The sequence below is a fragment of the Campylobacter concisus genome, from assembly GCF_003048405.1.
Taxonomy (GTDB): Bacteria; Campylobacterota; Campylobacteria; order Campylobacterales; family Campylobacteraceae; genus Campylobacter_A; species Campylobacter_A concisus_Q.
The window spans coordinates 282,459-296,539 of the sequence record NZ_PIQS01000002.1; the positions used below are offsets into that span (position 1 = coordinate 282,459).

The 14,081-nt window shown below is 37.3% G+C and carries 10 protein-coding genes and 5 tRNA genes; all 15 read right to left on the bottom strand.

The window, feature by feature from the left end; genetic code table 11:
- Positions 1-108 precede the first annotated feature (108 nt).
- Positions 109-4,623: a DNA-directed RNA polymerase subunit beta' gene (gene rpoC, locus CVT18_RS06865; protein ID WP_103628904.1), complete on the bottom strand. Its 4,515-nt coding sequence runs from the start codon at positions 4,621-4,623 to the stop codon at positions 109-111.
- The gene (gene rpoB, locus CVT18_RS06870) at positions 4,610-8,755 is read right to left on the bottom strand and encodes a DNA-directed RNA polymerase subunit beta (protein ID WP_103628903.1); all 4,146 of its coding nucleotides are present in this window, start codon (positions 8,753-8,755) and stop codon (positions 4,610-4,612) included. Before rpoB ends, rpoC begins: the two co-directional genes overlap by 14 nt.
- A 118-nt stretch (positions 8,756-8,873) precedes the next feature.
- Positions 8,874-9,254, bottom strand: coding sequence for a 50S ribosomal protein L7/L12 (gene rplL, locus CVT18_RS06875; RefSeq protein ID WP_021090592.1), 381 nt, complete (start codon positions 9,252-9,254; stop codon positions 8,874-8,876).
- 30 nt (positions 9,255-9,284) lie between these two features.
- A complete protein-coding gene (rplJ, locus tag CVT18_RS06880; protein ID WP_021090459.1) occupies positions 9,285-9,770 on the bottom strand; it encodes a 50S ribosomal protein L10 in 486 nt (161 codons plus the stop codon).
- A gap of 105 nt (positions 9,771-9,875) precedes the next feature.
- On the bottom strand, positions 9,876-10,577 hold the full coding sequence (gene rplA, locus CVT18_RS06885; RefSeq protein WP_103628902.1) for a 50S ribosomal protein L1: 702 nt from the start codon (positions 10,575-10,577) through the stop codon (positions 9,876-9,878).
- Positions 10,578-10,636: 59 nt separating this feature from the next.
- A complete protein-coding gene (gene rplK, locus CVT18_RS06890) occupies positions 10,637-11,062 on the bottom strand; it encodes a 50S ribosomal protein L11 (protein ID WP_021091067.1) in 426 nt (141 codons plus the stop codon).
- A 10-nt stretch (positions 11,063-11,072) separates the two neighbouring features.
- Positions 11,073-11,603 (bottom strand): transcription termination/antitermination protein NusG, encoded by a 531-nt coding sequence (gene nusG, locus CVT18_RS06895; RefSeq protein WP_021090793.1) that lies wholly within the window; start codon positions 11,601-11,603, stop codon positions 11,073-11,075.
- Positions 11,604-11,619: 16 nt separating this feature from the next.
- Entirely contained in the window at positions 11,620-11,799 is a 180-nt protein-coding gene (gene secE / locus CVT18_RS06900; RefSeq protein WP_159071492.1) for a preprotein translocase subunit SecE, read from the bottom strand.
- A gap of 17 nt (positions 11,800-11,816) precedes the next feature.
- Positions 11,817-11,892 (bottom strand) — tRNA-Trp (locus CVT18_RS06905).
- A gap of 13 nt (positions 11,893-11,905) precedes the next feature.
- A complete protein-coding gene (gene rpmG / locus CVT18_RS06910) occupies positions 11,906-12,064 on the bottom strand; it encodes a 50S ribosomal protein L33 (protein WP_035167196.1) in 159 nt (52 codons plus the stop codon).
- Positions 12,065-12,120: 56 nt separating this feature from the next.
- Positions 12,121-13,320 (bottom strand): elongation factor Tu, encoded by a 1,200-nt coding sequence (gene tuf, locus CVT18_RS06915; protein ID WP_021090663.1) that lies wholly within the window; start codon positions 13,318-13,320, stop codon positions 12,121-12,123.
- A gap of 73 nt (positions 13,321-13,393) precedes the next feature.
- Positions 13,394-13,468 (bottom strand) — tRNA-Thr (locus CVT18_RS06920).
- Positions 13,469-13,594: 126 nt separating this feature from the next.
- Positions 13,595-13,671: transfer RNA gene (locus CVT18_RS06925), tRNA-Gly, on the bottom strand.
- Positions 13,672-13,678: 7 nt separating this feature from the next.
- Positions 13,679-13,763, bottom strand: a tRNA-Tyr gene (locus CVT18_RS06930).
- Positions 13,764-13,816: 53 nt separating this feature from the next.
- Positions 13,817-13,892, bottom strand: a tRNA-Thr gene (locus CVT18_RS06935).
- Between the last annotated feature and the right edge of the window lie 189 nt (positions 13,893-14,081).

Consider the following 14,081-nt stretch of genomic DNA (forward strand, 5'->3'; position numbering starts at 1 on the left):
ATGTGATTTAAAGATAAGGATTTTATTAGGTGATAGTTAATAGCTTGTAAATTTTTAATTGATTTAATTTTATAAAGAGGTTAAGCCCCAAAATAGGGGCTTGAAGTATTAGTTTTCTTTGATTTTTACTTTTTTATCCTTATAAAAACCAGTTCCAACCGGAATCATACGTCCTAGGATAACGTTCTCTTTTAGATCTTCAAGATAGTCAAATTTAGCAGCAATCGATGCTTCTGTTAAGACTTTAGTTGTCTCTTGGAACGATGCAGCAGAGATCACACTATCACTTCCGATAGCTGCTCTTGTAACGCCTAACAAGATCGGCTCAGCAATAGCTGGCTCACCACCCATGTTCATGATGCGCTCGTTCTCTTCTTTAAATTTATTTCTTGAGACCATATCGCCAACTATGAAATTTGTATTTCCGCTATCGACGATTTTGACTTGGCGAAGCATTTGAGAGACGATGATCTCGATATGTTTATCTGCGATCGCAACACCTTGGCGACGATAAACTTGTTGAATCTCGCTAATCAAATAGTAGTGAAGCGCTTTTTCGCCAAGAATTCTTAAAATATCGTGGCTTGAGATTAGCCCATCAGTTAGTTTTTCACCAGCATGGACAAATTCCCCATCTCTTACTTGGATCTGACGACTTTTCTCGATCAAATACTCAGCAGTTGTGCCATCTTCAGCTTGGATGATTATGCGCTCTTTTGAGCGAAGTGGCTTGTCAAATCTAACCACACCATCAATCTCTGCAACAATAGCTGTATTTTTAGGACGTCTTGCTTCAAATAGCTCACTAACTCTTGGAAGACCGCCGGTAATATCTTTTGACTTAGCGACAGCTTTTGGGGTCTTAGCCAAAATATCAGCCTGAGCTACTTCATCACCACTTGAGACAAAGATCGCAGTTTTTGGATCAAGCGGATACTTAATTAAATTCCCTTTTTTAGTAGCGATAATAATCGCAGGTTTTACACCGCTTGGTAAGTATTCATTGATAACAAGACGTCTTTGTCCAGTCGCCTCATCTGCTTGCTCAGTCGCACTATATCCTGGCTCAATATCTTCAAAGCTAACCACACCAGCTTCTTCAGCAATAGTTGGAGTTGAGTATGGGTCCCACTCAGCAATAATCAACTTATCATCTTTTTCAGGTAACGAAACCACTGTCGCTCTATCAACTGCATCATTATCAGAAACTTGAATGATAGAATTCCTTGGAATATAATGGCGAACTGCTTCACGTCCATCTTTATCAGAAACAACTACAAAGAAACCTTTTTCAGTTACTTTGTGACCTTTTTTGATATCTTTAACCCTATCAAGATAATCACCTTTTAATATGAAAAATTTAACCACACCATTTGCATCGGCTAAAATTTTACGAGTTACAGGATCTCCGTCTGAAATTTTAAGTTCACTAGCGTATGGGATACGATTTGGGATATTCCAACCCTCTTTTATGATCTCAACGATACTTTCATTCTCTTTTACTTTATCGCCACTTACATAAGGTATATACATCTTTCCTTCGATCTTTCCGCTAACACCAGCTAATTCATTTGGCTTAGCAAGATCATTTCTTCTAATTGTATATTTAACCTCTTCTTTTTTACCTTTTATCACGATATTTACATCTTCGTGGGCATATTCGATCTCTATTTTGCCGTCAATCGTTGATTTAATCTTTGGTTCAACAAGTAGCACAGCTGCGCTTCTTCTATTTGCAACGATCTTCTTATCGCCGTTATCATAAGTATTAAGGTTGTAATATCTAATAAAACCTTCTTTTTGAGCGATTACTTGGCGATCTTGTTGTTCAGTAGAAGCTGTACCACCGATGTGGAATGTTCTTAGTGTTAGCTGCGTACCTGGCTCACCGATAGATTGAGCTGAAATGATACCAACTGCCTCGCCTGGTTTTACAAGTTTGCCTTCACCCAAATTTAAGCCGTAGCATTTTGCACAAACGCCTTTAGGTGCTTTGCACGTGATAGGTGTTCTAATGTTTACTGATTTTATGCCAGCTTCTGTTATAGCTCTAGCTTTTTCTTCATCAAGTAATGTGCCTTCGCTAAATAAAATTTCATTAGTTATAGGATCGATCACATCATCTGCTAAAACACGACCCAAGACTCTTTCTTCAAGGCTCTCTATTAGCTCGCCACTCTCTGTGATGTCTGTGATCTCAACGCCCTCGTGCGTACCGCAGTCATGCATTGTGACTTTAACATTTTGAGCAACGTCGATTAGTTTTCTTGTCAAATAACCAGCGTTGGCTGTTTTTAGCGCTGTATCTGCAAGACCTTTTCTAGCTCCGTGGGTAGAGTTGAAGTACTCCATTATATTTAGACCTTCACGGAAGTTTGAAATGATAGGCGTTTCGATGATCGAACCATCAGGTTTTGCCATAAGACCACGCATACCAGCTAGCTGGCGAATTTGTGCTGCACTACCTCTCGCACCTGAGTCTGCCATCATGTAAATTGAGTTAAATCCACCTTTATCGTTTTGGATAAGTTTCATCATCTCGCTTGCAACGCTGTTGTTTGTATCTGTCCAGATATCAATGATCTTGTTGTATCTCTCACTATCTGTTAAAAGACCAGCGCCGTATTGTTTTTGAATTTCGCGAACTTTTTTCTTAGCTTCGTCAATATATTTTTGCTTGCTATCTGGCACGATTATATCAGCAATAGAGATAGAAATTCCCGCTTTTGTCGCATATCTAAAGCCTAAATTTTTAAGCTTATCAAGGAAGTCAGCCGTTACTTCAAGACCACCATTTCTATAAACATAATCAACCAAATTTGCGATATCTTTTTTCTTCATGATCTTATTCCACATATTTTCAGGAACAAAATCAGGAAGTATGGCTCTTAAAATCAAGCGACCGGCTGTTGTGAAGATGATCTTATTATCAACCATTGTCTTAATTTTAGCGTGAAGACCAAGAGTATTAGCCTCTTCAGCGATCATTACTTCATCAACGCTTGAGAAAATTTTATTTGCGCCTTTTTCGTCATTTCTCTCTAGGCTTAAATAATAAATTCCTAAAACCATATCTTGCGAAGGAACTGTGATAGCCTTACCACTTGCAGGAAGCAAGATGTTCATTGAGCTAAGCATTAAAATTTTGCACTCAGCGATAGCCTCTTGTGATAGTGGCACGTGAACAGCCATTTGGTCGCCGTCAAAGTCCGCGTTGAATGCAGCACAAACTAATGGATGAAGCTGAATCGCCTTGCCCTCAACAAGCACTGGGTGAAACGCTTGGATGGAAAGCTTGTGAAGTGTCGGAGCACGGTTTAGCATAACTGGATAGTCTTTAACTACCTCTTCTAAGCACTCCCAAACCTCATTTGTCTTATCTTCTATCATCTTTTTAGCTTGCTTAACAGTTGTCGCATAGCCTTTTTCTTCAAGGCGAGCAAGCAAATGTGGTTTAAATAGCTCTAGAGCCATTTTCTTTGGAAGACCGCACTGATCCATTTTTAGTTTTGGGCCAACGACGATAACAGAACGTCCAGAGAAGTCAACACGCTTACCTAGCAAATTCTGGCGGAAACGGCCTTGCTTACCTTTGATGATCTCGCTTAGTGATTTTAGTGGGCGTTTATTTGCGCCTTTTACGGCGTTTGCTCTGCGGCCATTATCAAATAACGCATCAACAGCCTCTTGAAGCATTCTCTTTTCGTTTCTAATAATGATCTCAGGCGCATCAAGCTCAAGTAGACGTTTTAGACGGCTGTTTCTGTTTATTACACGGCGATATAAATCATTTACGTCAGAAACAGCAAACTTACCACCATCAAGGCTAACTAGCGGTCTAAGATCAGGTGGAAGAACTGGTAAATTTGTTATCATCATCCACTCTGGGCGGTTACCTGAATTTAAAAAGCTCTCGATAACTTTTAGACGTTTTACGATAGTTTTTTTCTTAGCCTCAGAATTTGTAGACTCCATCTCTTCTTTTAGTTGATTTAAAATTTCCATCAAATCAAGCTCAGCTAGCATATCATAGATGACCTCGCCACCCATTCTAGCCGTAAAACCAGTCTCTTCATATCTTGAAGCTAGGCTTTGATATTGCTCTTCATTTAAAACGTCGTATTTTTCAACTTTTTTAGAATTTTCATTGTCGTAATAAGCCTCGCCAGCATTATCAACAATATATGCCTCATAGTAAAGTACTCGCTCAAGGTCTTTCATTTTAATACCGAGAAGTGCACCAATACGGCTTGGCAAGAAATTTACATACCAAATGTGAGCCACTGGAGTTACAAGCTCAATGTGACCCATGCGAGAGCGGCGAACCTTAGATGTTGTTACTTCAACGCCGCACTTTTCGCACTTGATGCCTTTATAACGCATCTTTTTATATTTACCGCAAAGGCACTCATAGTCACGGATCGGTCCAAAAATTTTCGCACAAAATAAGCCGTCACGCTCAGGTTTTAGCGTGCGATAGTTGATAGTTTCTGGTTTTTTAACTTCACCATAACTCCAAGATTTTATCTTCTCAGGACTTGCTAAACGAAGTTGAAAAGCTTCAAAATCACGAGGTCTATGCTCTTCTTTTATCTCAACTGGTTTTAAATTAGTTAGTTTCATTTGTCTCATCCTCATCATATACTTCCACATCAAGAGCTAGTGATTTTAGCTCGTTTGTTAGAACAAAGAACGTCTCAGGGATACCAGTCTCAGGAACGTTTTCACCTCTTGTTAAAGCTTTGTAAGCAGAAAGTCTTCCCTCAACATCATCTGATTTTACAGTTAGCATCTCTCTTAGTGTATGAGCAGCACCATAAGCCTCAAGTGCCCAAACCTCCATCTCACCAAACCTTTGACCACCAAATAGTGCCTTACCACCGACAGGTTGCTGTGTAACAAGGCTATATGGTCCAGTACTTCTTGCGTGAACTTTCTCATCAACCAAGTGGTGAAGTTTTAGCATATACATACAACCAACATTAACACGTTCTCTTATCTTTGAGCCTGTGCGTCCATCGTATAGCTCAGTTTTACCATCGCTATCTATCTTTGCCATCTCAAATAGTTTTGCAAATTCGTCAGCCTTAACGCCTTCAAAAATCGGAGTTGCAAATCTTACGCCATTACTCCAATCTTTTGCATATTCAAGAAGCTTCTCATCACTCATCTTACCAAGAGCTTTTTTAGCATCCATTAGCTTAGCAACACCTGCTATCTCTATCATCTTAGCTCTTAGCTCTTTTATCCACTCGCCTTTTTTGGTTTCAAAAATTTCATTTATCTGCTCGCCTAAGCGGTAGCCAACAAGACCAAGGTGGCTCTCTAAAATTTGACCAATGTTCATACGGCTTGGAACGCCAAGTGGGTTTAGCACGATGTCTACGATCTGACCACTTGGAAGATAAGGCATATCTACTTCTCTAACTATATTTGAAACGATACCTTTGTTACCGTGACGTCCAGCCATCTTATCGCCGACTTTTAGTTTGCGTTTTGTAGCTATATAAACCTTTACAAGTTTTACAACGCCACTTGGTAAAATGTCATCTTTTTCTAAAATTTCTATCTTAGCATCATGCTCTTCTTTGAGCTTTTTCTTCTCATTTTGGAAGTAATTTTTTAGCTCGTCATATTTCTTTTGGATATCTTTTGAAAAGCTTTTAACGATAGCATTTAGAGTAAACCTATTTATATTTTCAAGATCGGCCTTATTGATCTTTGAGCCCTTTTTATACTCTTTTTTATTTACCTCTTGATCACTTGCTAGTGGATTTTTAGAAAGAAGTGCTGTAACTTTTAGCATCTCTTCGCGGTCTAGCATAAGTAGTCTATCGTGATGTTCTTTTTCTAAAAGAGTCTTCTCTTCTTCGTAAGCTTTATTTGTTCTGCTATCTTTTTCATAACCTTTTTTGGTGAAAATTTTAACATCAACAACCACGCCTTCCATCGAAGCTGAAGCGTAGAGCGATTTATTTACCACGTGGCCAGCCTTTTCACCAAAGATCGCACGTAGTAATCTTTCTTCTGGAGTTGGTTTAACTTCGCCTTTTGGAGATACTTTGCCAACAAGAATCATGCCAGGTTTGATCTCTGTACCAATTTTGACAATACCGCTCTCATCAAGGTGCATAAGCTCCTCTTCTTTGACGTTTGGTATATCTTTTGTTATCTCTTCAACTCCATCTTTTAGCTCACGAGCCTCGATCTCTTTTTCATAGATATGAACACTTGTAAAGGCGTCTTCACGTATCATTTTTTCACTAATGACGATCGCGTCTTCGTAGTTATAGCCATTCCAAGGCATAAATGCTATTAGTGCGTTTTTACCAATCGCTAGCTCGCCTTTTTCCATACTTGGACCGTCAGCAATTATTTGACCGGCAACGATTTCATCACCTTTTTTAACTATCGGATGTTGAGAAAAAGTCGTATTTTGGTTTGTTCTTAAATTTTTCTCCAAAGAGTAGTGATCGATATATGGACCAGCTTCGTCTTCGCCTAAAATGAATATATTTTTATTATCAACCTTTTCAACCACACCACTACGTTTTGCTTTTACGCTTTCCCATGCATCTCTTGCGATAACGCTTTCCATACCTGTTCCAACAATAGGAGCAGTTGAGCGAAGTAGTGGCACTGCCTGACGTTGCATGTTTGAGCCCATGAGAGCACGGTTAGCATCATCATGCTCTAGGAATGGAATAAGTGAAGCCGCAACACCAGCTATCATACCAGAACAAAGGTCAATCAGAGTAACATCTTCTCTACGCGCAAGCATCATCTCGCCATCTTTTCTAACCTCAATCAAGTCCTCAACGATGTATCCATTTTCATCAAGTTTAGTTGATGCTGGAGCTATAACATTGCCCTCTTCTTGAGTTGCGGTTAAATAAACTATCTCATCAGTCACTTTGCCATCTATAACTTTTTTGTAAGGAGCTTCAACAAAGCCAAGATCATTCACTTTTGCATAGGTTGAAAGCGTATTGATAAGACCAATATTTTGGCCTTCTGGAGTCTCAACCGGACAAATTCTACCGTAGTGGGTTGGGTGAACGTCACGCACCTCAAAGCCAGCACGCTCTTTTACTAAGCCACCCTCGCCAAGTGCAGATAGACGGCGCTTGTGAGTAACTTCACTAAGTGGGTTTGTCTGATCCATAAACTGGCTTAGCTGACCGCCTGTGAAAAATTCCATAATTGTGGCAGTAATCATTTTTGGATTAATAAGGTCGTATGGCATAATCTCTTCAGTATTATTGCTTAAGCTTGTAAATTTGTCGCGGATCGCCTTTTGCATCTTTACAAAACCAAGGTGAAGTTCACTAGCGAGTAGCTCACCAATTGATCTTATACGGCGGTTGCCAAGATGATCACGGTCATCAATGTGACCTTGTCCATTTTTAACTTTTATAAGATATTTTGCAGTTTTTATAATATCTTCACTTGTTAGTAAAGTAACGTATTCTGGCACATCAAGAGAGAGCTTATGATTCATTTTCATACGACCAACTTTTGTTAAATCGTATCTCTCAGGATTAAATAACATATCATTTACAAAACTCTTTGCAGCCTCTTTTACAACTGGCTCTCCTGGTCTCATAACCTTATAAATTCTAATAGCCGCAAGATCATTTTCATCATCAACGCCCTCAGTTTGTTTTAAAACCTTAAGCATATCGTTGTCAGCTATGAAAGAATTTATAATTGCATCATCAACACCAGCAGCGGAGTTATTTATAATCTCAATACTTTCATGCTCAGCTAAAATTTTCGCAAGTTTATTCTCGTCAAGAGCAGATAATGTATCATATAAAATTTCTCCACTCTCTGTATTTATTACAGGATTTGCCAAGTATCTACCAATAAGTGCTTCAACTGGGTATTCAACAAATTTTACGCCATCCTCGATCAACTTATCAGCTTTTTTCTTAGTCAGACGCTTGCCTGCTTGGTGAAGAATTTCTCCATCTTCGTTTTTTATATCATATTCAACTCTTCCCAAGTAATCTTCAGGATTAAAAAGAGTTAAAAATTTGTTATTTTTAATAATTAAATTTTGTATTGGATAAAACAACTTAATAATGTCTTGTTTTTTATATCCAAGCGCCCTAAATAATATAGTTACTGGCACTTTTCTACGTTTATTTATCCTAACATATAAAATATCTTTTGTGTCATATTCGAAATGTAGCCAAGAGCCACGATCAGGTATTATTTGAGCTGTATAAATTAATTTATTTGCAACAGTCGCACTCTCTTCTTGTTTAAAAATAACACCTGGACTTCTATGGAGTTGATTTACAACAACACGCTCAACACCATTTATAATAAATGAAATTCTATCAGTCATTAGTGGAATTTCGCGTATAAAAATTTCTTGTTCTTTTATATCTTTAACACCGACTTTATCACCTGTCTTATCATCTTTCTCATGAACGATAAGACGTATTTTCATCTTTAAATTTACAGAGTATGTAAGACCTCTTTCTATACACTCTCTGATCGTATACTTTGGTTTTCCAATTTCTGAGCCAACATATTCTAAAGTCAAACGATTTTGCGGATCATGTATTGGAAAGATTGATTTGAAAACTTTTTCTATACCGCTTTCTGTTTGATTGTTATTTAGATTTAAAAAATTATCAAAGCTCTTTTTTTGTAGTTGTAGTAGGTTCGGAACGTCTATCTCCTTAACGACATTAGAGAAGTCAACCCTAAGACGATTTCCTGAGTATAAGCTATTTAACATTGCATCTACCTCGTGGTAATTTTGAAAGAAAAGTATAGCCTTTTAACAAGGCATCTAAAATTTAAAAAAGAGAGAGCCTGTGCCCTCTCTTGAAATATTAAGCTCAAATAATAAAAAATTATTTAAGTTCAACCTTAGCACCAGCTTCTTCAAGCTCTTTTTTAGCTGCCTCAGCCTCATCTTTGCTAACGCCTTCTTTAAGAACAGATGGTGTTCCCTCAACTGCGTCTTTGGCTTCTTTAAGACCAAGACCAGTAAGCGCTCTAACAACTTTAATAACGTTGATTTTCTTATCACCAGAATCAACCAAGACAATGTTAAATTCTGTTTTCTCCTCTGCTGCAGCTGCTGCACCGCCTGCTGCAACAGCACCACCAGCTACCATTACAGGAGCTGCGCTAACACCAAATTTCTCTTCGAACTCTTTTACAAGTTCACTAAGTTCAAGTACAGAAAGATTAGATATAAACTCTAATACATCTTCTTTAGTAATTGCCATTTTTAATCCTTATTATTTTTTTAATTTAAATTAAGCTGATTGTTCTTTTTTCTCTTTAAGCGCATTCAAACCAATTGTAAAATTTTGAATTGGCGCATTCCAAACTTGTAAAAGCATCGCAATAAGCTCATCACGGCTAGGCATTTTAGATAGAGCTTTAACTTTATCAACGCTAGCAACTTCGCCATCAATATAAGCTGTTTTTATTTTGAAAAGATCAGCATTAGACTCTTCAAATTTTGCGGCCACTTTAGTTACTGCTAATTGATCTTCGCTCCAAAGATAGATATTTGTATCTTTGAGTTCCATTCCGACTTTATCAGAATTTTTAAGAGCAATATTTGCAAGAGTATTTTTAATAACCTGAACTTTTACATTTTGTTCTTTAGCAGAATTTCTTAAAACTTCAAGTTTCTTTACTGAAAGGCCACGATAGTCACAAACTACAATAGCTTCAGCAGTTTTAAATTCACTCTCTAATTTTGCAACAACTTCAGTTTTTTCGTTACGTGTCACTTTTTCTCCTTTCCGACCGGTAATTTCAAGCAGAGCGGGTCGAATCAATTAAGCCCAATGGCCTCGGCTATCTCCAATCTAAGATATAAATTTTAATTTTTAGTTTTATTTTAAGTCCATAACTTCTTGAGTATCAAGAGCTATAGATGGGCTCATTGTCAAAGACAATGAAGCATTTTTAACATATCTACCCTTTGCGGTTGCAGGCTTATGTTTATTGATCGCTTTAATAAATATTGAAATATTTTCATTTAATTGTTCTTTAGTAAAATTAACTTTACCAAGGCCTGCATGTATATTTCCTTGCTTATCAACACGGAAATTTACTTGACCACTTTTTGCATTATTAACAGCTTGTGCAACATCCATTGTAACTGTACCAGTTTTTGGATTTGGCATTAATCCTTTTGGTCCCAAAATTCTACCGACCTTACCTACAAGACCCATTAAGTTTGGAGTAGCTATAAGAACATCAAAATTCATTATACCTTTTTGTATATCTTCGACCAAATCATCTGCACCAATAATATCAGCACCAGCTGCCTTTGCCTCATCAGCTTTAGCATCTTTAGCAATAACAGCAACTCTTACAGTTTTACCTGTACCAGCCGGCAAAACAACTGAACCACGAACCATTTGATCAGCATGTCTTGGATCAACATTTAATTTTAATGCAATCTCAACTGTTTCATTAAATTTAGCAGAAGCTAGAGTTTTGACCGTATCAATAGCCTCACTAAGGTTATAAATTTTATCTTGCTCTACTTTTTTGAGCAATTCTTGAAATCTCTTGCTAGTTTTTCCCATAAATTTCTCCGCATATATATTGCTTCCGTCTTTTGCTAATCAACCTGACGGTAAAGGCTTTAGTCTACTACTTCGACACCCATTGAGCGAGCTGAGCCAGCAATAATTTTGGCTGCTTGCTCTTTATCATTTGTATTCAAATCAACAAGTTTTTTCTCAACTATTTCTAGAACTTGAGCTTTTGTTAATTTACCTACTTTATTTTTTAAAGGATTATCAGTTCCTTTTGTTATACCTGCAGCCTTTTTAATAAGATCTGTAGCAGGAGGCTGTTTTGTGATAAATGTAAAACTCTTATCAGCATAAACAGTTATAACAACTGGAATATTAAACCCAACCATGTCTTTTGTTCTTTCATTAAAGGCTTTACAAAATTCCATAATATTAACACCTTTTTGTCCAAGAGCTGGACCAACTGGTGGACTAGGATTTGCTTTTGTTGCAGCAATTTGTAATTTTATTTCACCTATAACTTTTTTAGCCATTTCTTGCTCCTTAAATTATCTTCTCAACTTGTGAATACAAAATATCAACAGGGGTACTTCTACCAAAAATAGAAACATTAAGTCTAAGTTTTCCATGTATCATGTCATATTCTTCCACAATACCTGTAAAGTTAGCAAAAGGACCTTCTGTTATACGAACACTCTCGCCATCCTCGAAGAATATCTTAGGTTTTGGTGCAGCTCTTTTTTGAACTTTTTCCAAAATAGTATTGATATCTTTTTCAGATAATGGCGTAGGTTTTTTGGCCTCACCAATAAAACGTCCAACTTTTGGTAAAGATTGAATCCTATGCCAAAGAGCCGTATCAAGATCTAAGCACGCAAAAGCATAGCCTGGATAAAGAGTTCTTTCGTTGATTTTTTGCTTACCATTTTTTATTTCTATTACGTCTTCTGTAGGAACTATAATTTCTTTTAGTTGATCTTCTATTCCATGATCTTTTACTAAATTTTCAATTCCTCTCTTTACTGCCATTTCGCTTCCAGCGTAAGTCTGTATAGCATACCATTTATGTGACATTACTTCTTTCCTTATATCATACAACTTTAGATAAAACAAAGGACATAATAACATCAACAAGAGCTAAAAAAAGTGATACAACAGCAACTACGATAAAAACTGCAAAAAAAGCATTTCTAATTTGTTCTTTTGTAGGATAAATAACCTTCATTATTTCCAATTTAGAAAGCCTAATATAATTTATAATTTTTTCCATAATCTTAACCTTAGTCGTGGCAGGGCAAGAGGGATTCGAACCCCCAACCATTGGATTTGGAATCCAGCGCTCTACCGTTGGAGCTATTGCCCTAATAGCTTCTTAATTAACTTTTTAATTTAACTTCTTTGTGAATAGTATGTTTTTTTAATCTCGGGCAATACTTTTTAAGCTCAACTTTGTCTGTAGTAGTTTTACTATTTTTTGTTGTTGTATAATTTATATCACCACTTTCGGAGCATTTTAAACCAATTTTAATTCTCATATAAGTCCTTATCAAGATATCAAAGGGAATATCTCCCTTTGACAAATTTTTATAAATTAACCAAGTATTTTTGAAACAACACCTGAACCAACGGTTCTACCACCTTCACGGATAGCAAAACGAGTACCTTCCTCAAGTGCTACTGGAGCAATCAATTCAACAGAAATTCTTACATTATCACCTGGCATAACCATCTCTGTTCCTTCTGGAAGCGTAATTGAACCAGTAACATCAGTTGTTCTTACGTAGAATTGTGGTCTATAGTTATTAAAGAAAGGAGTATGGCGACCACCTTCTTCTTTTGTCAAGATGTAGACTTCGCCTTCAAATTTTGTATGAGGGGTAATTGATTTAGGCTTGCAAAGAACCATACCACGCTCAACATCCTCTTTCTTAGTACCACGAAGAAGAACGCCGACATTATCACCAGCTTCGCCTTGATCCATCTCTTTTCTAAACATTTCAACACCAGTAACTGTTGTTGTTTGAGTTGGCTTAATACCAACAATTTCAATTGTGTCACCAACCTTTATAACACCTTTTTCAATTCTACCAGTTACAACTGTACCACGACCTGAAATCGAAAAAACATCTTCGATTGGCATAAGAAGGTCTTTATCTGTTGCACGAACTGGAGTTGGAATATAGCTATCAACTGCATCCATTAATTCCATAATTTTTGCTGACCATTCGCCATCTTGACCAGCTTTTGCCTCTTCAAGAGCTTTAAGTGCTGAACCAGAAACAATAGGTGTATCATCGCCTGGAAAATTATACTCATTAAGTAATTCGCGGATTTCCATTTCAACCAATTCAAGAAGCTCAGCATCATCAACCATATCAGCTTTGTTCATAAAAACAACAATGTATGGAACACCAACTTGGCGTGATAACAAAATATGCTCTCTAGTTTGTGGCATTGGGCCATCAGCTGCAGAAACAACCAGAATAGCTCCATCCATTTGTGCAGCACCTGTAATCATATTTTTTACATAGTCGGCGTGACCAGGGCAGTCAACGTGAGCATAGTGGCGTTTCTCTGTCTCGTACTCAATATGTGAAGTAGCAATTGTAATACCACGCTCTTTTTCTTCTGGAGCATTATCAATATTATCATAATCTTTTAGCTCAGCAAGTCCTTTGCGTGAAAGAACAGCAGATATTGCAGCTGTTAATGTAGTTTTACCATGATCTACGTGACCAATAGTACCTATGTTTACGTGCGGCTTGTTACGTGAAAATTTTTCTTTAGCCATCTTTTCCTCCGTATGTGATATATGTCTTTTTCTTACCAAATTTGTATAATCATAATAAAATCATATTAACCAGTGGAGCTCATAGCGGGACTTGAACCCGCGACCTCTTCCTTACCAAGGAAGTGCTCTACCTCTGAGCCATATGAGCGAAAAACGCTTGGCAGAGATGATTCCAATTAAATAATACAAACAACTAAAAATTTTGAAAATAAAGTAAGGAATAACTGTGTTTAGTAAAATCTAGATACAGCTCCCAGTTTATTTTCCCAAATTTTGGAGCGGGAAACGGGGCTCGAACCCGCGACCCTCAGCTTGGAAGGCTGATGCTCTAGCCAACTGAGCTACTCCCGCATAACAATGGTGGTGAGACGTGGATTCGAACCACGGAAGACATAGTCAGCAGATTTACAGTCTGCCCTCGTTGGCCGCTTGAGTATCTCACCTTAAACATTAATAGACTATTTTGGTATTTTCTGGTCAAACACTGTTACAAAAATGGAGCTGGTGAACGGACTTGAACCGCCGACCCACTGCTTACAAGGCAGTAGCTCTACCAACTGAGCTACACCAGCACCTGTTTTGTGAAGTGGCAATTATATATCAAAACAATGTAAAAGTCAAGGAAAATTTAAAAATTTTTCATAAAAATTAAAATCATAAAATACAGCCATTTAAGAATACAAATTTTTATTAGATTTAAATCCATAATACATCATTAAGCATTTATGACTGTATCTTATACACATTTCCGATCTCACGAC